The organism is Oscillibacter sp. PC13, from assembly GCF_900115635.1.
Lineage (GTDB): Bacteria > Bacillota > Clostridia > Oscillospirales > Oscillospiraceae > Oscillibacter.
The window spans coordinates 79,984-100,892 of the sequence record NZ_FOXE01000008.1; the positions used below are offsets into that span (position 1 = coordinate 79,984).

The 20,909-nt window shown below is 57.8% G+C and carries 21 protein-coding genes and 1 riboswitch; of the genes, 16 read left to right on the forward strand and 5 right to left on the reverse strand.

Features of this window, described 5'->3' with window-relative positions; genetic code table 11:
• Window positions 1–13 precede the first annotated feature (13 nt).
• From BMZ81_RS06450 to BMZ81_RS06500, 11 genes are all read left to right on the forward strand, one after another.
• Entirely contained in the window at window positions 14–502 is a 489-nt protein-coding gene (locus BMZ81_RS06450) for a MaoC/PaaZ C-terminal domain-containing protein (protein ID WP_177187227.1), read from the forward strand.
• A gap of 4 nt (window positions 503–506) precedes the next feature.
• Window positions 507–1,679: a class I SAM-dependent methyltransferase gene (locus tag BMZ81_RS06455; RefSeq protein ID WP_177187228.1), complete on the forward strand. Its 1,173-nt coding sequence runs from the start codon at window positions 507–509 to the stop codon at window positions 1,677–1,679.
• Between the two features lie 39 nt (window positions 1,680–1,718).
• Complete coding sequence (locus BMZ81_RS06460) at window positions 1,719–2,489, forward strand: enoyl-CoA hydratase/isomerase family protein (RefSeq protein WP_091130004.1); 771 nt, start codon at window positions 1,719–1,721, stop codon at window positions 2,487–2,489.
• Between the two features lie 33 nt (window positions 2,490–2,522).
• A complete protein-coding gene (locus BMZ81_RS06465; protein WP_091130005.1) occupies window positions 2,523–2,951 on the forward strand; it encodes a Zn-ribbon domain-containing OB-fold protein in 429 nt (142 codons plus the stop codon).
• Window positions 2,952–2,968: 17 nt separating this feature from the next.
• On the forward strand, window positions 2,969–4,114 hold the full coding sequence (locus BMZ81_RS06470; RefSeq protein ID WP_091130008.1) for a thiolase family protein: 1,146 nt from the start codon (window positions 2,969–2,971) through the stop codon (window positions 4,112–4,114).
• A 128-nt stretch (window positions 4,115–4,242) separates the two neighbouring features.
• Window positions 4,243–5,448: a thiolase family protein gene (locus tag BMZ81_RS06475; protein WP_091130009.1), complete on the forward strand. Its 1,206-nt coding sequence runs from the start codon at window positions 4,243–4,245 to the stop codon at window positions 5,446–5,448.
• Between the two features lie 17 nt (window positions 5,449–5,465).
• The gene (locus BMZ81_RS06480; protein WP_091130012.1) at window positions 5,466–6,314 is read left to right on the forward strand and encodes a 3-hydroxyacyl-CoA dehydrogenase family protein; all 849 of its coding nucleotides are present in this window, start codon (window positions 5,466–5,468) and stop codon (window positions 6,312–6,314) included.
• 30 nt (window positions 6,315–6,344) lie between these two features.
• Window positions 6,345–7,292 (forward strand): AEC family transporter, encoded by a 948-nt coding sequence (locus BMZ81_RS06485; RefSeq protein ID WP_091130014.1) that lies wholly within the window; start codon window positions 6,345–6,347, stop codon window positions 7,290–7,292.
• A 38-nt stretch (window positions 7,293–7,330) separates the two neighbouring features.
• The gene (locus BMZ81_RS06490; RefSeq protein WP_091130016.1) at window positions 7,331–7,936 is read left to right on the forward strand and encodes an MBL fold metallo-hydrolase; all 606 of its coding nucleotides are present in this window, start codon (window positions 7,331–7,333) and stop codon (window positions 7,934–7,936) included.
• A gap of 33 nt (window positions 7,937–7,969) precedes the next feature.
• Window positions 7,970–8,269: a hypothetical protein gene (locus tag BMZ81_RS06495; protein WP_091130019.1), complete on the forward strand. Its 300-nt coding sequence runs from the start codon at window positions 7,970–7,972 to the stop codon at window positions 8,267–8,269.
• Window positions 8,270–8,448: 179 nt separating this feature from the next.
• A complete protein-coding gene (locus tag BMZ81_RS06500; RefSeq protein ID WP_091130021.1) occupies window positions 8,449–9,072 on the forward strand; it encodes a hypothetical protein in 624 nt (207 codons plus the stop codon).
• 40 nt (window positions 9,073–9,112) lie between these two features.
• Here the strand turns inward: BMZ81_RS06500 and BMZ81_RS06505 are convergent, their stop codons facing one another.
• Window positions 9,113–9,301: a hypothetical protein gene (locus BMZ81_RS06505; protein WP_091130024.1), complete on the reverse strand. Its 189-nt coding sequence runs from the start codon at window positions 9,299–9,301 to the stop codon at window positions 9,113–9,115.
• Window positions 9,302–9,398: 97 nt separating this feature from the next.
• Here BMZ81_RS06505 and BMZ81_RS06510 point away from each other — a divergent pair, with 97 nt between their 5' ends.
• Window positions 9,399–9,641 carry a helix-turn-helix domain-containing protein gene (locus tag BMZ81_RS06510; protein ID WP_091130025.1) on the forward strand — a complete coding sequence of 81 codons (243 nt, stop codon included), beginning with the start codon at window positions 9,399–9,401 and terminating at the stop codon, window positions 9,639–9,641.
• Between the two features lie 36 nt (window positions 9,642–9,677).
• On the opposite strand, the gene BMZ81_RS06515 is transcribed toward BMZ81_RS06510, so the two are convergent.
• Window positions 9,678–10,949, reverse strand: coding sequence for an amidohydrolase family protein (locus tag BMZ81_RS06515; protein ID WP_091130028.1), 1,272 nt, complete (start codon window positions 10,947–10,949; stop codon window positions 9,678–9,680).
• 63 nt (window positions 10,950–11,012) lie between these two features.
• Window positions 11,013–11,114, reverse strand: a riboswitch (purine riboswitch).
• A gap of 124 nt (window positions 11,115–11,238) precedes the next feature.
• Between BMZ81_RS06515 and BMZ81_RS06520 the strand changes: the two genes are divergently transcribed.
• Both BMZ81_RS06520 and BMZ81_RS06525 read left to right on the forward strand, forming a co-directional pair.
• Window positions 11,239–12,003, forward strand: coding sequence for a ZIP family metal transporter (locus BMZ81_RS06520; protein ID WP_091130031.1), 765 nt, complete (start codon window positions 11,239–11,241; stop codon window positions 12,001–12,003).
• A gap of 105 nt (window positions 12,004–12,108) precedes the next feature.
• Complete coding sequence (locus BMZ81_RS06525) at window positions 12,109–13,005, forward strand: DMT family transporter (protein ID WP_278308874.1); 897 nt, start codon at window positions 12,109–12,111, stop codon at window positions 13,003–13,005.
• 90 nt (window positions 13,006–13,095) lie between these two features.
• Here BMZ81_RS06525 and BMZ81_RS06530 read toward each other — a convergent pair whose 3' ends face one another.
• From BMZ81_RS06530 to BMZ81_RS06540, 3 genes are all read right to left on the reverse strand, one after another.
• Window positions 13,096–14,349 (reverse strand): competence/damage-inducible protein A, encoded by a 1,254-nt coding sequence (locus tag BMZ81_RS06530; protein ID WP_091130033.1) that lies wholly within the window; start codon window positions 14,347–14,349, stop codon window positions 13,096–13,098.
• A gap of 65 nt (window positions 14,350–14,414) precedes the next feature.
• Window positions 14,415–15,593: a tRNA uracil 4-sulfurtransferase ThiI gene (thiI, locus tag BMZ81_RS06535; RefSeq protein WP_091130138.1), complete on the reverse strand. Its 1,179-nt coding sequence runs from the start codon at window positions 15,591–15,593 to the stop codon at window positions 14,415–14,417.
• Window positions 15,594–15,723: 130 nt separating this feature from the next.
• Complete coding sequence (locus BMZ81_RS06540) at window positions 15,724–16,059, reverse strand: helix-turn-helix domain-containing protein (RefSeq protein ID WP_091130035.1); 336 nt, start codon at window positions 16,057–16,059, stop codon at window positions 15,724–15,726.
• A 299-nt stretch (window positions 16,060–16,358) separates the two neighbouring features.
• Here BMZ81_RS06540 and BMZ81_RS06545 point away from each other — a divergent pair, with 299 nt between their 5' ends.
• Together BMZ81_RS06545 and BMZ81_RS06550 are read left to right on the forward strand one after the other, a co-directional pair.
• Window positions 16,359–17,624 carry a tyrosine-type recombinase/integrase gene (locus BMZ81_RS06545; RefSeq protein ID WP_091130038.1) on the forward strand — a complete coding sequence of 422 codons (1,266 nt, stop codon included), beginning with the start codon at window positions 16,359–16,361 and terminating at the stop codon, window positions 17,622–17,624.
• A gap of 307 nt (window positions 17,625–17,931) precedes the next feature.
• On the forward strand, window positions 17,932–20,841 hold the full coding sequence (locus tag BMZ81_RS06550) for an S-layer homology domain-containing protein (protein ID WP_091130041.1): 2,910 nt from the start codon (window positions 17,932–17,934) through the stop codon (window positions 20,839–20,841).
• Window positions 20,842–20,909: the final 68 nt, after the last annotated feature.

Here is a 20,909-nt window from a genome sequence, read left to right on the forward strand (position 1 = left end):
AAGGAGGAAAACCTTGAACAAGAATACAGTTGCGTGGTGGGATGACGCGATCGTGGGAGACACGCGGGTGTCTTTTGGCAGAACCATTACAGAGGCGGATTTGATTGCTTTGTGCGGGCTTTCTGGCAGCTATGTCCCGCTGCACTGCGATGCCGAATATGCAAAGACGACCGTGTTTGGACAGCGGGTGGTCAATGCGCAGATGAGCATGGTCATCGCGGCCGGGCTGCGGGCAAGCATGATCTGGTATAACGGGGACACCTTCTGTGGGGAGAGTATGGTTGCCTTCCTGGGCTTCGATAAAGTGAGATTCCCTGCGCCTCTTTTCATCAACGATACCATTCACCTGGAGATCACCATTCTCAGTAAGCGGCTGACGAGTAAGCCGGGGCGGGGTGTGATCACCTTTGAGGATCATGTGGTGAAACAAGACGGCACAATCGTTGCACAGTGGGAACGGTCGATGATGTTTAAAACAAAACCGACGGATGGAATTGGGTGACGCTGTGAAATATTTGGATTATGTGGGGGACCTGTTCTATGGTGTGCATCATGATTTCAGCGGAAATCCACACTGGCAGAAGAAAACGGCATTTGTTGCGTTTCTGTACGGAAGCGCGTCCCTGGAACAGTTAAAGAAGAAAAAGATTGCGGTCCTGGGAACCGGAGAACACAGCCTTTGGTGCACGGAGCTCCTGGGGCGGCATGGAATAGAGATCTCTGCCTATTGCGACAACGACCCTCAAATGGTGGGAAAGCTGTTTTTTGGAAAGCAGGTTGTCTCGCCTTTTGACCTTTTTGAAACGGATACCTATCACCTGATTGCCGCTCCTGACCAGGAGCATTTTGAGCCAATTGCAGATCAATTTGCCCACTGCGGCGTTAAGGATTACAGTTTCTTTTTTCACGCGGATACGATTATTGATTTTAAAGACGAGGAAATCCGCACCGTTGTGATGGCGGCACTGAACTGCCTGATTAACAACGAATACAGTGCGCAAATTCATAAAAATGCCCCGATGGGGATCACCCTGCGGCTGCTCCCGGGACTGGAGTGGTGGAGCCAGGAGCTGTATTGGCTCCGGGATGATTTGAAGGCCTTCGGGCAGGGACCAAAGGTTCTGGATATCGGGCCTGGATTTGGCTTTGTCTCTTTGATCATCAAGCTTATGAGGCCGCAAAGCAATATCCATTGGCTGAGCCTGGCGGTGGAAGACAGTACAAGGCCGTCCTTTATTGATCCGGCCACAAAGCGGTATCCGATCACGCAAAAATTCGGCATGATTGAAGATCCCGAATACCGGATAGACGAACAGTATGATTGTATTATCATGACGGAGGTATTTGAGCATTTCGGCGCGGCACCTGATGTGACGCTGAAAAAAATTGCCTCCATGCTGGGGCCGAATGGGAGAATCTACCTCTCCACGCCCAACTGGGAAAATGAAAACCTCTATCGATCCTGGAGGGAGATTCCTCCGTTCTCCGGCGATAGGGAGACATATTACAAAGCGAACAAAAGCCGCATCGATTGGATGGATTTGAACCTGAAGCACACTTATTTTTACACGGAGAAGGAACTTTATGAGCTTTCTGCGCTCTGCGGCCTGGAAATGGAGCGGTTTGTTATCAACGACTGCAACAATTTCAACTGCGTTTTGAAAAGAGCGAAACCATAAAAACAAACAATCACCGATTAGAATGGCAGGAGAAAAGAAATGGCGAACATATTGGTGGAGAAGAAGGACGGGATCGGGTATATCTGGATCAACCGTCCGGAGGTGCGGAACGCGCTGAACCAGGAGATCTGGCGAGAGGTGCGGGACGCGTTTGTTTCGCACGACAAGGATGACGAGGTACGAGTGATCATCGTAAGCGGGAAGGGCGACAAGGCCTTCGTGGCAGGATCGGATGCAAAGTACTTAAAGAAGCGGACGATGATAGAGACGCTGGACCGGGAGACGCCGCTGATATTGAATGAGATAGCGGCAATCCGCAAACCGACGATAGCGGCGGTGAACGGATATGCGCTGGGCGGGGGCTGTGAGCTGACGCTGGCGTGTGACATCCGGATCGCGAGCGAGCGGGCCAAGCTGGGCCAGACGGAGATCAACCTGGGGCTGATACCTGGTGCAGGAGGCACGCAGCGGCTGTGCCGGCTGGTGGGCCTGGGGAAGGGTCTTGAGATGGTGCTGACGGGCGCGATTGTGGATGCGCGGGAGGCGGAGAGAATCGGACTTGTGAACAAGGTGGTGCCGCATGAGCGCCTGATGGAAGAAGCGGAGGCGATGGCGGAGAAAATCAAGGCGAAGAGTCCGATCATCGTGCGTTTGGCAAAGGCGTCGTGCAAGGATGGCGCGGGGACGGACATGAACAGCGCGCTGCTTCTGGAGTGCCTGTACCAGACGATAGCATTCAGCACGGAGGATCACCTGGAGGGGATAGAGGCCTTCCTGGAAAAACGGGAACCGGAATTTAAAGGGAAATAAAGCAAGAGAGCAGGAAAAAGGAGGAAGCAAGGCATGGAGAGTAAAAAAAGGGTAGCAGTGGGCGAAGGCCTGCTGACAGGACCGCTGGAGCAGTTTGAGGAAGTGCGTCTGGTAGGGACGCGGTGCCACGACTGCGGCGAGGTGATGTTTGGGACGTATCACAGCTGCGCGAACTGCGCATCTGAGGAAGTAGAGCAGATCCCGTTGAGCCGGGAAGGGACGCTTTGGAGCTATACGATCATCAACCACTGCCCGCCGGAGCCGTATAAGGGGCCGAAGAATCCGTTCATCCCGTTTGGGGAGGGCCTGGTGGAGGTGCCGGAGGGAGTGCGTGTGGTGTCGATTCTGGACTGTCCGCTGGAGGAGATCAAAATCGGGATGAAGCTGGAGCTGGAGCCGTACGTGCTGTATGAAAACGAGGCAGGGGAAGAAGTCGTAGCGTGGAAATTCAAGGCGAAGTGAAGGGAGGAAGGAAAGAAATGAGAGAAGTGGCAATTATCGGCGCGGGCATCCATCCGTTTGGCCGGTTTGATGAGACGTACATCGAGATAGGGCAGTATGCGGCGCGTGCAGCGCTGAACGACGCGGGAATCAGTTGGCGGGATGTGCAGGCAGCGGTGGTATCGGAGCAGTACCTGCCCTCCACAACAGGCCCGCGGATTCTGAAGCCGTTCGGGGCGACGGGGATTCCGATTATGGATATGGAGTCGGCGTGCGCCAGCGGCGGATCGACGCTGCGCCAGGCGATGCTGGCGATTCAGTCCGGGGATATTGACGTGGCAATGGTGCTGGGCGTGGAGAAGATGCCGCGTGGGTTTATGAACCCGCTGATGATTTACTCTGAGTGGCAGGCGTACATGGGGATGTCGACAAACCCGAGCTATTGGGCGATGCGTGCGCGGCGTCACATGCATGAATACGGGACGACGGAAGAGCAGATTGCGAAGGTGGCGTACAAGAACCACAAGAACAGTGTGCACAACCCCAACTCGATGTACCGGAAGGCCTTCACGATGGAGGAGATTATGGGGTCGAAAATGGTGTGCGATCCGATCCACCTGATGGAGATCTGCGCGCCGAACGAAGGGGCGGCGTGCCTGATCATCTGCGCGAAGGAAGTGGCGCACAAGTACAGCAGCAACACGCCGATTACGATAGCGGCGTGCGTGCACACGCTGGCGGCCTATTCGGCGGACTTCCGCTGCCCGATAGACTCTCTGAGCGCAAAGGCGAACAACCCCGGCCCGACGGAGGTGACGTCAAAGAAGGCGTATGAGAAGGCGGGGATCGGCCCGGAGGATGTGGACTGCTTCGAGGTGCAGGACACAGACGCCTTCTGTGAGCTGGAGATTTATGAGCAGCTGGGCCTGTGCCCGTTCGGAGAGGCGGGGCGCCTGATTGACGAGGGCGTGACGGAGATTACGGGAAGCAAGCCGGTGAACATGAGCGGCGGCCTGATCAGCAAGGGCGAGCCGGTAGGCGCGTCCCACCTTGGGCAGCTGTACGAGCTGGTGCAGCAGCTGCGTGGGAACTGCGGTCCGAGACAGGTAGAGGGCGCGAAGGTGGCGCTGGGCCAGGTGCTGGGTGCCAGCGGCAACTGCGCGGTCACCATATTGAAGAAATAAGGACCACGGGACAGACGGACGCAGAGAAACATCAAGCAGAAAGAACGGTGTGCCCCGCCCCGGCGGAACGGGAAGCGCGGGGCGGGCACACGTGGAAAACACCGTGATGGACAGATAAGGGGAAACATATGCGAGAAGTGGTAGTAGTGTCGGCGGTCCGGACGCCGATTGGCTCCATCGGCGGAGCCTTGAAGAACACCCGGCCGGAGGAGCTTCTGCGGGTGGCGCTGGAGGGCGCGATAGGGAAAGCGGGGATAGAGAAGGGAATCATAGACGAGGTCATTGCCGGCCATGCGAAGCAGACAACGGACGCGCCGAACATCGCGCGGCTGTCTGCGCTGATGGCGGAGATTCCGGTGGAGGTTCCCGCCTATTCCATTCACCGTCAGTGTGCGTCGAGCATGCAGGCGCTGCTGAACGCAGCGCAGCAGATTCAGTGCGGCTATTCCGATGTGGTGCTGGTGGGCGGCGTGGAGAGCATGAGCACGGCGCCATTCTATGTGCGGAACACGCGGTTCGGCACGGGGAACGGCAACACGGTGTTCATCGACCCGAATATTGAGAGCCAGCCGCGGAGCCAGCCGGCGAATGTCTACGGCACCTTCAATATGATCAATACGGCGGACAATGTGGCGGAGAAGTATGGGGTAACGCGGGAGGCGTGCGACGAATTCGCCCTGGCAAGCCAGCAGAAGGCTGTGGCGGCTATTGACAGCGGGCGTTTCCAGGATGAGCTTGTGCCGGTGATGATCCCGCAGCGGAAGAGCGATCCCATCCGCTTTGACGTGGACGAGTACCCGAAGCGGAACACCAGCCTGGAAAAGCTGGCGAAGCTGAAGCCGATTTTTGCAGGCGGCGTGACGACGGCGGGCAACGCGTCGGGACGGAACGACGGAGCGTGCGGGATGCTGCTGATGAGTGCGGAGAAAGCGGCGGAGCTTGGGCTGAAGCCGATGGCGCGCCTGATTGCGGGGGCCGCGGCGGGCGTGGATCCGCGGTACATGGGCATTGCGCCGGTTTTCGCAACGAGGAAGCTCATGGAGCGGCTGAGTGCGGCAGAGCATCTTGCGCTGGACGATTTCGGCCTGGTGGAGATCAACGAGGCGTTTGCAGCCCAGTCTGTTGCCAGCGTGCGGGAACTGGGGCTGGACATGGAGCGGGTGAATGTGAATGGCGGGGCCATTGCTCTGGGCCACCCCCTGGGCTGCTCCGGCGCGCGGATCTGCACCACGCTGATTCACGAGATGAACAAGCGGGGGACGAAATACGGTCTTGCAACCATCTGTATTGCGGGTGGCCTGGGCATGGCCATGGCATTTGAAAACTTGCGTTGAACTGGGGGAAAAAGGACATGAAAGTAGCAGTTTTTGGCGCGGGCACCATGGGCAGCGGAATTGCCCAGGTCTTTGCCGCGAAGGGGCACACCGTGTATCTGTACGCCAGCTCTCCGGCGTCCGCGCAAACGCATAAGGAGAAGCTGGAGGCGTCCCTTGCCAAGCGGGTGGCAAAGGGGAAAATGACGCAGGAGGCCGTGGAGGAGCTGCTGAAGCGGATCCTGATTGAGGAAGAGGCGGCGTGCGCGGACGCGGACGTGATGATTGAGTGCATTAAGGAAGACCTGGAGATGAAGCGCAGCCTCTTCTCCCGGCTGGAGAAGATGGCGAAGCCGGAGGCGATTCTGGCAACGAACACCTCCAGTTTGTCCCTGGCGGAAATCGCAGCGGGGATGGAAGAGCCCTCCCGCCTGGTGGGCATCCACTTTTTCAACCCGGTTCCGGCGATGAAGCTGGTGGAAATCGTGCGGACAAGGATGGTGCAGCCGGAGATTGTGTCCAGGGCGAAGGAGATTGTGGAGTCTCTTGGAAAGACAACCATCATGGCGCCGGATTCCCCGGGGTTTGTGGTGAACTACCTGCAGTATCCCTTCCGTCTGAACGCCATGCGCATGCTGGAAAATGGCGTGGCCACAGCGGAGGACATTGACACGGCGGCAAAGCTGGGCCTGGGACATCCGATGGGTCCGCTGGAGCTGCAGGACATGGTGGGGCTGGACGTGACCTATTATGCCACCAGCTCCATTTACGAGCGGACAGGAGATCCGGCGATGAAGCCGCCCAAAATCCTGAAGGACATGGTGGAGGCGGGCCTGCTGGGCCGGAAGACGGGCAGGGGCTTCTACAACTACAGCGAGAAGAAGTAAGTCGGGATTGTTGTGCAAGGAGGGCGGGGGATGGCGCTGTTTCTGGTGGCGGGAGAGCTGCTGCTGATGAGCCTGCTTGGGTTTGCCGCCTGTAAGACGCATGTGGTGGGGGAGGACTTCGGGGAGGCGCTGTCACGTTTTTTAATCGACGTCATCGTTCCCTGCTATGTCTTCCGGGCAATCTGCCTGCAGGAGAACCTGCCGGGGATGCTCCGTGAGGGTGGAAAGACGATTCTGGCGGCCGTCGTCACGCTGGGGCTCCTCTTCCTGATTGGGACGGCTGTGTTCCGCCTTTTAAAGAGGAGCAGCCGCGGGCGGATTCTCCGGTTTGGCACCATGTTTTCCAATGCGCTGCTGTTCGGCATCCCCCTTGCGGAGGCATATTGGGGGGAAACGGGGCTGCTGTACCTGATGCTGTTTTACATCCCCATCCGATTGGGCTATTACTGTCTGCCGGATGTCCTGCTCTCCCCACAGCCTCCCGGAGGAAGGCGGGATATGGGCCGGCGGCTTTGGCACGCGGCCATGGCCCCCTCCGTGCTGGCCTGCTTTGCCGGGCTGGCATGTGCGTATGCGGGGGTACGGCTGCCGGAGGTCTGCATGAACGCAATAGGCAGCGTGGGAGGGTGCTGCAAGCCGCTTGGCATGATGCTGATTGGCATCATTGTGGCGGGATACGAGTGGAACAGCATCTGCTCTCCGGGTAGTGTGCTGATGGCCCTGTACAAGCTGCTCCTGCTCCCCACCATGGCGCTGCTGCTTCTGCGCCTGCTTGGAGTCGGGGGGCTCATCGGCCGCATCATTGTCCTGTACACGGCACTGCCCTGCGGGCCGCTGCTCACCACCTTCTGCATCAAGTACGACCCGGACCACCGGGCGCAATTAGACAGTGCAGGACTTGTCATCCTCTCCACCGTGGGGGCAGTTGTCACGGTCTCCTGGTGGCTGTGGGTGATGGAGCGCATCCTGCCGGCATAGGGGAAGCTGCGGGAAACACATAAAAAGGGAGCGCGGAGATGTTTTTGAAAAACCTGACGGTGGGATCCTTCCAGGCGAATTGCTACATTGCTGCTGGGGATGGGGAGACTGACTGCGCAGTCATTGACCCGGGGGATGAGTTGGAACGCATTCAGGAGGAGCTGGAGACGGACGGCCTGCGCTGCCGCTGCATTTTCCTGACCCACGGACACCGGGACCACAGCGGCCGGGCGGCAGACCTGGCAAGCGCCACTGGAGCGGCGCTTTATGTGCATGAAAAGGATTTGCCGATTGCTGAAAAGACAGGGGTTTCCCAGGCGGAGCAGCTTCGTACCTACCGGGATGGGGAGGAAATTGCTGTGGGCTCCCTGCGGTTTTTGGTGCTTGAGACGCCGGGGCATACCCCGGGGAGTGTGTCTTTGCTGTGCGGAGACTGCCTGTTTACCGGCGATACCCTCTTCAGAAACAGCTGCGGCAGAACGGATTTGCCCGGCGGGGACCGGAGGCGGGAGCTTCTCTCCCTCAGGCGCCTGGGGGAACTGCCCGGCGACTACGCGGTTTATCCCGGGCATATGCGCACTACCACAATGGAACGCGAACGGCAGTTTAACCTTCCCATGCTCCAGGCCCTTGGAAGGGACTAATCTCACTTGCTGCCGGTTGGTAAAGGAGAAACAATGGCGGATTTTTTTGAAGTGTTAATGGTTGTCTGCTTCGGCATTTCCTGGCCCCTCAACATCCAAAAGGCCTGGAGGGCCAGAACGGCTAAGGGAACCAGTGTCCTCTTCTATTTCTTTATCTGGATTGGATATGTCTTCGGCCTCATTGGTAAGTACATCAAGATGCTGGGCGGGCAGAATACCCCGGCCTATGTCTGGTTCTTCTATGCCCTCAATACCCTGATGGTTTCCCTTGGCATCCTCATCTTCTTCCGAAACCGTGTGCTCGATAAGAAGGGCGAACATATCGGAAGATAATGGCATCCAAAACAGCCGCCGCAGCGGCTGTTTTTTCACGCTGCAGCCCGGCGGCCGTTCAAAACATTTTCATTAGAATCTAAAAATTTTACACTGGCATGAAACTTTTTCCAGAGAGGTTCGTCTAAAAAACAATCTGAGGGGTATGATGTATTGTTCATATGAAGGAGGAACCACGGATGAAAAAACAGTTGATTGCTTGTACCTTGCTGGTATCGCTGCTCCTCGTCGGCTGCGGTACGGATGGAACGAGTGGAACCGGAGACAGCGGAAAGGAGACCAGCCAGGAGACCGGATCCGTCTCTGCCGACCGGAATCCTACCGCGTCGGAGCTGGGCCGGGAGGAAACGACCACGCTCGCCATTTCGGTGGAGGGAACGGACGAGGAGGTTCCGGCCACGCTGGCTGTCCGCCAGGGGTATTCCATCTATATCCCCGACGAGGGATGGACCTTTGAGAGCGACGGCCGGGACGACGGTGCGGTCTGGGAGGATTCCTGGGACAGCACGGTAAACGACGATGTGGAACTGGGCGTCCGGTGCTATGCTGAACAGACGCTGGACCAGGCGAAGCAGCGGTTCGTGCAGGACAAGGAGGACTATGTATTCGAAGATCTGCTGGGCGGCGAACTGGGAGATCCGCTGACCGGCGCCGACGCGGAGGATAACGAAGTGCTGTCCTTTATGGCAGCGGAGAGGGATGGAGAGACCTATGTGGTGTTCTGGAACTATCCGGCGGAGGCGGCCGAGGGCTTTGGCGCCCGGCTGTCCGCCATTGCGCAGACCTTTGTGCTGATGGAGTAAATGGAAAAGAGGCGCGCCGGACGGCGCGCCTTTTTTGCGGTCAGCCGAAGTCGTGCCGCCCACCGCAGGAAATTCCCAGCTCTTCCAGCAGGGAGACAATGGCCTCAATCCGGGCAAAGCAGCTCTCGTCCGAAAGCGTTTCGTCAGACAAAATGTCACGGATTTTCAGCAGCGCCCGGCTGCTGGCGTCGGAGACGAGACAGCGGTAAAATTTCTGTTCGCTCTGCATAAAATCACCCCAGCCCAGAATACCACATTCTTTAAATATACGCAAGTGCGTATACTCTGGTGCGCAAAAGTGAATACCATATTCATGAGGTGAGCGCATGGGGGTAAAAGACGCTGTGGTGAACCGGTTTGCGGCAATTTGCCGTCAGCGCGGGATGAAATATAACGAACTCGCAGTGCGTTCCGGCGTGACGCCATCAACAGTGTACAGCATGATGGATGCCCGGCGCAGAGATGTGTCGATTGTCACCATCAAACTGCTCTGCGACGGTTTGGGAATTTCCCTGGAGGAGTTCTTCTCCGGCCCGGAGTTTGCGGGGCTGGAGCAGGAGATGCAGTAGAGAGAAAACGAGCGGGGCCCTTTGGGCCCCGCTCGTTTAGTTTGCTGAAAATACCTTGCGCCCTTCGCTCCAGACCGCCTGGATGGCGCCCGGCTGCCGCAGATATACGCTTCGCTCCAGCCGCTCCGCCGCCGTCAGGGGGTGGGGCTGGGGGAGTGTGCCGTCCTCCAGCACCAGGGCATGAAGGCGGTTCCCCGGGGCAAAGCCCGGCTGCTCCCCGAAGAAGGCGGCCCCGGCGGAGGTACCCAGGAACCAGCCTTCCGGCACGGTCAAAAAATCCGTCTCCCAGCCGTCCAGAATCCGGCGGGCCTTGGAGGCACGGACGGTGGCCGCCACCACGTCGAACATGTGGAGCTGGTCGCCGCCGGCGATATCGCTGCCAAGGGCCACATGCACGCCCTCCTGCAGCATCACCCGCACCGGCGCCACGCCGGAGCAGATATTTTGGTTGGAATTCGCGCAGTGGACCGCTGTGACGCCCGCGTCCCGCATGGCGGTCCGCTCCCGCTCATCGGACCAGACGCAGTGGGCCATGACGGTGCGGCTGTTCCACAGGCCGTATTTGGCATAGGTCTCCCAGTACTGCCGGCAGTCCGGGTGCAGCTGCCGCACCCAGGCCATCTCTGCCTGGTTTTCCGACAGATGGGACTGCACCGGAAGCGCCCGCTCCGCTGCAAGCCGGCCGAGAAAGGCCATCAGTTCGTTGGAGCAGGAGGGGGTGAACCTGGGTGTCAACACCGGCTTTACGCAGCGGAAGTCCTGGCATGCATCCAACCACCGGAGCGTTTCCCGCATGGACTCCTCCGTGGTTTCCTCCAAAACACCGGGGGCACTGTTGCGATCCATGTTCACCTTGCCCACGTAGCCGGTGATCCCGGCCTTTTCCAGTTCCTCCATCAAAATGAGGGTGGCGTCGGTGTGGAGGGAGGAGAACATGCACACCCGCGTGGTGCCGTTTTCCACCAGCTCCCGGGCAAGGTGCCGGTAGATCTCCCGGGCGTAGTCCGGGTTTGCAAACCGGGCCTCTGTTGGGAAAGCATAAGCGTTCAGCCAGTCCAGCAAAGGCAGATCCATGCCGGTGCCCAGCATGGGGTACTGGGGTGCGTGAAGATGGAGGTCCGCAAAGGACTGCAGAATCAGCGCGTCCCCAAAGTCCTCCAAGGGAGCACCCGCGTACTGCTCTGGCAGCACCGGGAAAACACCACGAATTACGCCGTCCTCCGCCACTAAAAAGCCGTGTTCCGTTATCTCCAGCTGGCCCAATGCCGGGGCAGATACGATGGTTCCCTTTAAAATCACAGCAGCCATACAAACACCTCATAATCAAGTATTTTGACAAAAGAAAAAGAGCGCCTGTCCAAGGTGAAAAACTCCACCCGTCCAGACACCCATAGCAGAGCCTTTCGGCGGCCCCGTAGAGACGTTCGCACCATGAATCAGCGAACTTATATGAGTCCATCTCATTTGTATGTTTCTGTTTGACAACATAACACACTTTTCCCAAAAAAGCAAGCCCTGTCACAATTGGCGTCCGCCTGCTTAAGATGGAATACGGGCGGCGTTCCGCCCGAACCAAGAAGAAAAGGCGGAGATCGTGATGTTACAGGCAATTCAATGGGCGGCGGCAGGGACGGGATTTACATTCCTGATGACCACGCTGGGCGCCGCCATGGTGTTTTTCTTTGCTGGAGAGCCGCAGCCCCGGTTCCAGCGGGCCATGCTGGGGTTTGCGGCGGGGGTAATGACGGCGGCCTCGGTCTGGAGCCTGCTGATCCCGGCAATTGACCAGGCGTCGGCGGAGAGCGCGCTTCCCGGCTGGCTGCCGGCGGCGGGTGGAATGCTGCTGGGGGTGGTTTTCCTGGCGGCGCTGGACGCGCTGCTGCCCCGTCTGCGCAGGAAACGGGAGGAGATGACCGCCGGGTGGAAGCAGACCACCTTGCTGGTGACCGCTATCACGTTACATAATGTGCCGGAGGGGATGGCGGTTGGGCTGGCATTTGCCCTGGCGGCGGCCGGGGACGGTGCAGCAGGAGCGGCAGCGCTGGCCCTGGGCATTGGCATTCAGAACTTTCCGGAGGGGGCGGCCATCGCCCTGCCGCTGCGTCAGAACGGCTGGTCCCGCAAAAAATCCTTCCTTGGCGGAGCACTTTCCGGCATTGTGGAGCCGGTTTTCGGCGTGCTGGTGGTGCTGGCGGCAGCCGGTGTCCGCCCGCTGATGCCCTGGCTTTTGAGCTTTGCTGCCGGTGCCATGCTGTATGTGGTGGTGGAAGAGCTGATTCCACAGGCTCACAGCCGGGCTGGCACCTGCGGCTTTGTGCTGGGCTTCCTTATCATGATGGTGCTGGATGTGGCGCTGGGCTGAGAAGCTGCGTTAGCGGCCGGCTCAGCGGAGGGGGGACGCCGGAAAAAACGCTCTTCCTTTTTCAGGAAATTTGCGGTAAACTGATGATATTCTGTCGGAAAGCCGGTGCGTGATACGAAAGTCAAAGCCAAATACAGGGGAATTCTGTTCATTGTCATATCGGCCTTCTGCTTTTGCTGCATGTCCGCCTGTGTGCGTCTGGCAGGAGACGTACCAGCGGTGCAGAAGAGCTTTTTCCGCAATCTGGTGGCAATGCTGGTGGCGCTGCTCCTTCTTGTGCGGGAGGGCGGGGGATTCCGGCCGGCCAAACGGGAAAACCTGAAGTATCTGTTGGCCAGATCGGTTTTCGGAACCATTGGTATCCTGTGCAACTTTTACGCAGTGGACCATTTGCTGCTGTCAGATGCCTCCATGCTCAATAAAATGTCTCCGTTTTTTGCTGTGATTGTCTCCTACTTCCTCCTGAAGGAAAAGCTGACACCCGTGCAAATCGTGTCCCTGCTGGGCGCATTCGGCGGGGCCCTGCTGATTATCAAGCCGACTTTCAGCAATCTGGATCTATTTCCGTCCCTGATTGGGCTGCTGGGCGGGTTTGGCGCCGGAATGGCGTACAGCTTTGTCCGGTTGCTGGGCAAGCGGGGAGAGCATGGCACCTATATTGTGTTCTTTTTCTCTTCGTTTTCCTGCTTGGTGGCGCTGCCTTACGTGCTGATTGTACACGCCCCAATGTCGCTGGCACAGATTGCCTGGCTGCTGGGAGCGGGGCTCTGTGCGGCGGGGGGACAGTTCAGCGTCACAGCGGCTTACTGCTGTGCGCCCGCTCGGGAGATCTCCATCTACGACTATTCCCAGGTGATTTTCAGCACCATTCTGGGCTTTTTCCTGTTCGGTGATGTTCCGGATGCCCTCAGCCTTTTGGGGTATCTTATCGTCTGCGGTATGGCGGCGCTGAGCTTTTGGCACAACAACCGCGATCGACAGCGGCTCCAGGATGGAGCCTGAGAAATGGCGAATACCAAATGAAAAAGAGGCTGCTTATGCAGCCTCTTTTTCATGGAAATATCTGGGACTGCAGATGCCGCCCAGTACCCGTCAGATGGGCAGGCCGGTGAGATACCGCCGCATGATGTCAAAGGCATGGTTGGAGGCCAGACCCTGGATGCGGTCCCGTCGCCGGGGACCAAAATCACAGCGGCGGCAGAACGTGCCGTCCGGCGTCGACAGGCCGACATACACAATGCCAACCGGATTGTTCCGCTCATCCGGGTCGGGTCCAGCCACGCCGGTGACGGAGACGGCCACATCCGCTCCGGTGATGCGCCGGGCCCCATCCGCCATGGCGCGGGCAGTTTCTTCAGACACTGCGCCGTAAGTATCCAGAGTTTCCTGGGGAACACCCAGTACATCAGCCTTCACATCTGTCCAGTAACTCACCACACCGCCCCGGTACACTGCCGAAGCACCCGGCAGAGCGGTCATCCGCTGTGCTACCAAGCCGCCGGTGCAGCTCTCCGCCGTGGCAAAGGTCCAGCCCCGCTTCTGCAGAAGCTGAAAACAGACATCCTCCAGTCCCCTCACGTCGATGCCGTAGACCACGTCTCCCAAGGCATCCCGGACTTCCTGGACAACGGGTGCCAGCATGGCTTCTGCCCCCGCCTCACTGTCCGCCTTGGCAGTGGCCCTCAGCCGCACCTCGCAGGGCTTGGCATAGGTGGCCAGCGTGGGATTGCGCATATGGCTCATCCGCTCGTGGAGCAGCTGGTCCACAGAGGACTCTCCCATGCCGAAGGTCATGATGTCATGGGAGACGATGACCTCTTTGGAGAGCCCGCGCAGGTACGGCACCGCACAGCGGCGGAGCATGGTCTCGCACTCATGGGGCGGACCCGGCAGCATCAGCACATGGATGCCGCTGGCTTCAAAAGCACAGCCGGGAGCGGTTCCGACGGGGTTGTCAAACACCACGCAGCCCTCCGGCAGCTCCGCCTGCTGGGTGTTGTTCTCCGGCATCGGCACATGGAGGGCTGATTCATAAAAGGTGCGGATGTCCTCCAAAATATCCGGATGCAGCACCAGTTTCCGGCCAAAGGCCTCGCAGATGGTCTGTTTGGTGAGATCGTCGTAAGTGGGGCCCAGACCGCCGGTGGTGAGAATGATATCCGCCCGGCACCGGGCAATGTCCAAAGCCGCTTTCAGCCGTTCAGGGTTGTCTCCCACAACTGTGTGCCAAAAAACGTTGATGCCTAGGGTGGACAGGCTTTGGGAGAGCATTTGCGCGTTGGTGTTGGCGATGTTGCCGAGAAGCAGCTCGGTGCCCACGGCAATGAGTTCTGCGGTATGTGACATGAGGGTTCCTTCTTTCATGGGATGGAATAAAGGGGCAGCGCTCTGCGGGATTGCCGGCAATCCTCTCAATATTTAACCCGCACCCACTGCTCGCCGGCCATAGCCTTTGCGACAAGACCCTCCACGTCCAGCTTGGACTCTGCGGCCCGCACGTCTTCCAGGTTGGGCCGGGTGGCGGGATGGCGCGGAGTGAACACGGTGCAGCAGTCCTCATAGGGGAGGATAGAAGTGTCAAAGGTGCCGATTTCCCGGGCAATGCGGATGATCTCCACCTTATCCATGCCGATCAGGGGGCGCAGCACCGGCAGGGTGGTCACATCTTCAGTGACGCCCAGAGCCAGCATGGTCTGGCTGGCCACCTGCCCAAGAGATTCTCCGGTGATCAGGGCCTTGGCGCCTGCTTTTTTCGCAACTGCTTCCGCAAGGCGCATCATAAACCGCCGCATAATGAGGGTGAAATATTCCTCCGGGCAGTTCTTGCGGATTTCCTCCTGAATCTCGGTGAAGGGCACAATGTGGACCAGCATCCGGCCGCAGTAGGCCGTCAGCAGCCGGGCCAGCTCCAGCACCTTATCTTGAGCCTGCTGGGAGGTGTAGGGCGGAGAGACGAAGTGAACCATCTCCAGCTCCACGCCCCGGCGCGCCATCATCCAGGAAGAGACCGGGCTGTCGATGCCGCCGGAGAGCAGGCTCACCGCATGGCCGCCCATACCCACCGGGAGGCCGCCGGCGCCGGAAACCGCAGGGGCATGGACATAGGCGTATTTCTCGCGGATCTCCACAAATACCGTCAGATCCGGTTTGTGGACATCCACTGTGACATTTGGAAAGAGCTCGGCCAGATCTCCGCCTACCGCCTGAGACAACTGAATGGAGTTCATGAAAAACGTCTTGTCTGCCCGCTTGCTCTCTACCTTGAAGCTGCGTGCGGCTGCCAGGGCTTCTCCCAGATAGGCCTTGGCTGTTGCCACAATCGCCTCCACGGTCTTCTCACAGGGAACCGCCCTGGCTACGGCCGCTACGCCGAACACCTGCCGGCAGGCAGTGTAAGCGGCCTCCATGTCGCAGTCATCCTGGGCGGGCTCCACATAGATGGTACTCTGGCGGAGCGTGACCTGGAAGCTGCCGCAGTGGCGTATCCGACGGCGGACGTTGGCCAGCAGTTTATCCTCAAAGGATCGCCGGTTCAGGCCCTTCAGCACGACCTCGCCCAGCTTCAGCAGAAAAATCTCATTCTGATTCATCATATGGAAGTTTCCTCCGAATTAAATATCAATTTTAATATTATACTGCAATTGTTCCAGAAGAAAAAGCCTGATTTTTAAATGGATGCCAAAATGAACCGCCCCGCTTTTCAGCGGGGCGGTTTTGGCGTTAGTCTGACAGATCACCGCGCAGTAAAAACAACTGCAGGACCTTTTCCGCCAGGCGCAGTTCCCGGGGAGAACAATGAGCCAGCATGGCATCAATGGCGCACAAATCAGATGTTCCATCTTCCTCTCCAAACAGAATATACTCCATGGAAAGCCTGGAAGTCTTAGACACTTTAATCAAAGTATCAATGGACATCTGAGAAGTCCCCACTTCGATCTGCCCATAATAGCCGGCACCGATGTCCGCCAGTTCCGCAAACTGCTCCCGGGTCAGATTCAGACGATTCCGTTGCTGCCGCAGCCTCTGACCAATGGCAATCAATTCCTGTTTCGTCATGTATCGCACACTCCTTTCCCACAGTCTAGCGTTGAACAAATAAATGAAAATATGCTGATAGATATTGATTTTTGTTATCTTTTAACGTATTTTATAGGCATAAATATCCTTCAAACCGTTGCGCTGCAATGGATTCAGCGGTTGCTGAAAATTAAGTAAACATTTGTTACACAAGTGTAGCAAAGAAAAGAGGAGAAAGTCTGCGTAGTTTGTATGAACTTTTTAAAAAGTTGGGAGAAAAGCAAAAAAATAACAGACATTTATTTGATACACAGTTGTAACAAAACTTGGGAGAGGACATGCAGGAATACGTTGTAAACCGGCCCGAAGAGGAGGCCATGAACCAAATATTGGCGAAGAATTCAGACAATGCGGCCGGAGTCATTTTGCGTCTGGCGTGGCAGGCGGGACTGCTGCGGGACGAAATTCAGCATCTGACCTGGGCGCAGATTGACTTTTTGGATCACCGGCTTGTGCTGCCGGATCGGGCTGTTCCCATTGCGGAGGAGCTGAGTGTTTGGCTGGAGGCGCTACGGGATGCCCGGAACCGCCGTTCGGAGGTGGTGGTTTTGTCGGACAGAGATCAAAAGCCCCTGACGCCCCAATCCATATCCCGGCTGGCCCGGACGGCGCTGGATCGGGAGGGACAGACGGATATCCGGCTGATTGATTTGCGCCACGATTTCATCCTCCGCCAGCTGGAGGCGCACGATTGGCAGTATGTCTCCCGCATCACTGGTGTGGAGGCAGCTGCGCTGCGGGTGCACTTTGCCGAGCACCTGAAAGAAAAGAAGGTCTCCACCCGCATCCGGCGGAAAGCGCCGGCGCAGATTGATGAGTTTGCACTTTGGAAGCTGCTGCAGGCGGAAAAAACCTCGCCGGCGGGCGTAGCGCTGTGGCTGACGTGGCAGCTGGGACTGCAGCTGGAGGAAATCATTGCCCTGCAGTGGGAGCAGGTGGACTTCAAGGCGGAGGCCCTGCATCTGCGGGATCGAAAGGTCATGCTGACCAGCGGTGTGCTGGGAATTCTGCGACAGCTGCGGCAGGAGCTGCCGTCTTCCGCAGCCTATGTAGTAACGGCACCCCGCAGCGGCAATCCGTTTGACCGCACGCGGCTTTCCAAACTGGTGCGGACGGCGTTGATTCACGGCGGCATGGACAATGTGACGCTGCGGGATTTGCGGCTGGATTGTGACATCCGCATCGGCGGGGAGAATCAGGTGGTGGCCTACGTCCGGGAGCACCAGTGCATCACCCGGAACGAGGCGGCGGCGCTGCTGGGCGTGTCCAAAACCACGGCATATAACCGGCTCAAGCAGATGGTGCGCCGGGGCAAGCTGACGCAGATAGGCGCCCGATATTATCTCCACGACGCAGTGGTGCCGCCGGAGCGGCAGACCCAGGTGATTTTGGAGTATCTGACGAAGGAGGGGTTTGCCTATCGCCAGGACATTGCCCGGCTGCTGCGGATCGATCCCCGCCAGTGCCGCCCCATTTTAAAGCGCATGATTGACGAGGGAACGATTACTCAGGATCGTCAGAAATACATGCTGAAAGAAGCGTGAGGACAGAAAGCCCCATTACCAATTTGTTACACCCGAAGGACACAAAAACCGGATAAAAGCACGCCGTTTCTCAATTGCATGACACTTCCCCCAAATCCATAGACAAACAAAAAATTCCACGCTAAATTAAGGCATGCGGACGGACGGCGGAGGCGCACAGGCCATTCCAGGCTTGGTGTAGGCTCGCGAAAGCTTCTGTGGAACAGGGCTTTTTTCGAGTTCGGCTAGCCCCGACACGAAACCCGGAAGAGGGCGGCGTGTCCTGCGGCGGACGATTCGCAAAAATTTTAAAGGAGGAAATCCTACCATGAAGAAGTTCCTTTCTCTGGTTCTGGCTCTGGTTATGACCATGTCTCTGGTCACCATCAGCGCCGGCGCCAAGGACTTCACGGACAACAGCAAGATCACCTATGAAGAAGCTGTCGCCGTGGTGTCCGAGATTGGCGTTGTCGACGGCTATACCGACGGCAGCTTCAATCCCCAGAACAACCTGACCCGTGGCGCAGCTGCAAAGATCATTTGCAACCTGATCCTCGGGCCCACCACCGCCAGCGCTCTGAGCGCAGACACCGCTCCTTTCAAGGACGTGCCCGCCACTCATGAGTTTGCCGGTTACATTGCTTACTGCGCACAGCAGGGCATCATCTCCGGCTATGCAGACGGCACCTTCCGTCCCGCCGCTCCCCTGACTGGCTATGCATTCCTGAAGATGCTGCTGGGCGGCCTGGGCTATGATGCCCAGATCGAGGGCTTTGTGGGCGGCAACTGGTCCGTGCAGGTCGCCAAGACCGCTCTGGGCAACAAGCTCACCAGCGGCAACGACGATTTCGTCGGCACCAAGACCGTCAACCGTGAAGAGGCCTGCCTGTACACCTTCAACACCCTGAAGGCTGACATGGTGGAGTATGATTCCAAGACTTCCGTCAACGTCAACGGCGCTGAGGTTGTCATTGGCAACACCAAGGCTCAGAAGATTGCTTCCGAAGAGGCTGCCGGCTATGACGACACCCTGAACAAGGACAACCTGCAGTTCGCTGAGAAGTACTTCCCCAAGCTGACCCGCACCAAGAACTACACCGATAACTTCGGCCGTCCCGCCGCTGAGTGGAAGTTCAAGTCCACCATCATCGGCACCTACGCCGACGACAGCGACCTGATCGCCACCTACACCGCCAAGGCCAAGAAGGGCGACCTGTACAGCCTGGTTGGCTCCAGCACTGTGAAGGGCATCGAGGACAAAGACTATGACCTGACTGTCTATGTGGACGGCGACGAGGTCAAGACTCCCGCTGTTGCCGACCTGTTTGTGAAGAACAGCTCCGGCGCCGCTGAGGGCAAGAGCACCAAGGCTCCTGGTGTCACTGGCAACGGTGTCCTGACCGAGGTTTACATGGATGACGACAACAACGTCACCATCGTGATCATCAATACCTATCTGGCCAAGGCCACTGCTGACTACAACAGCACCAAGGGCACTCTGTCCATTGAGTCTGTTGCGACCGGTGAGTGGGTTGCTCCCATGGGCACCACCATCGACAACGATGATGTGAACGTGGAAGAGTTCAAGGAAGACGACTACATCCTGGTCACCTACTCCTACATGAGCGACGCCATCGAGTCCGCTGTGAAGGCTGAGGTTGTTACCGGCGAGGTTTCCGAGTACACCGTGACCGACTATGTCATCATGGACGGCACTACCTACAAGTATGACAAGATGGTTGGCACCGGCGATCACGGCAAGGACGTGGAGTACGCCATCGGCGAGGATGCCATCGTGGTTCTGGACGCTTATGGCTACATCCTGTATGTTGATAATGCTGTCTCCACCTCCAACTATGTCTGGATTCAGGACGCTGCTGGCGCCAGCGGTCTGAATAAGAGTGCTATCGCCCAGGCTTACTTTGCCGACGGCACTGCTGACGAGATCAGCGTGGCGAAGGTCTCCTTTGTCACCGAGCGTGACAATGACGGTAAGGTCACCGAAACTGCCACCGTCAAGAACGGCGACTGCATCGAGGTTCTCGATGAGCTGAACGGCTGGTACACCTTCAGCAAGACCTCTGCTGGTAAGTACAATCTGACCAACACCAAGCTGATCACCGGCGGCGGCTTCGTTGATCTGGACGGCGAGGTTCAGATTGTTATGAGCGACAGAGTCCGCTTCCTGTTCAATAATGGCCCCAAGGCCAATGACTCCACTGTCATGGTCGTCATCGACGAGGACGGCGATCCCACCGTTTACACCGGCGTCAAGGAGATTCCCGACATCTACGCCAGCGGTGCTGTCAGAGTCGAGTGGGTTGAGAACACCTCCGGCTATGCCAAGTACGTGGCCGTTGACCTGTCCGACGCTACAACTTCCAGCGTGGACGACCAGGCTGTTGCCGATTACCTGATGCTGCTGAAGCCCACCCCCAACAAGACCGTGATTGCTGATGATACCTATTATCAGTACAAGGTCATCATCGACGGCGAGGAGACCACCAAGTACGTGGTGGACGAGATTGTTGACGGCAACGTGCGCGGCGACCTGTACTACAACGTCAAGGAGAACAGCAAGGGTTACATCACCGGCGCCAAGAAGTTTGGCGATAAGGATACCCAGATCGCTTGGATTGACGATATTGCAATGGTCGGAGGCACCATCTCCTACAGCGACGGTACGGTTACCATCGTTGATGAGGAAGGCGATGCGGAGATGATCATCTCCGCTGACACCAAGACCTATCTGGTCATCGGCAAGGGCGTGACCGAGCTGCTGAAGGACCCTGCCGCTGATTACGAGACCTATCTGGGCATCTCCGCCCGCGCTCTGGCCGGCATGGTCAAGGGCTACAAGGTGGACGGCAATGTCTTCTTCAACCTGGACGATGATGACAGTGACGTTGTCACTGAGCTGTACATCTACATCTCCGACGCTGTTGAGGTGGACGCTGACGGCAATCCCGTCATCCCCGATGAGGGTGGCGATGAGCCCGAGACCATCACCATCACTGTCAAGGCTATTGTCAACTTGGGCAACGGTGTTACCGATACCCTGGATGACACGGTCATCGCCGATCTGACCGCTGAGGACTTTGTGGATGGCAAGTACGCTGTGGAGGCTCCGGACTTCGATGGCTACGCTCCCATTATTGCCAGCAAGAACGTGACCTATGTGGAAGGAACTACCTCCTATGAGGTCTCCTTCACCTACACGCCCGTTGCTGGAGAGTAATCTATCAAAAACGGTTTTCCGTTGAGATAACAAAAGCCCCGCACCATACGGTGCGGGGCTTTTGCATT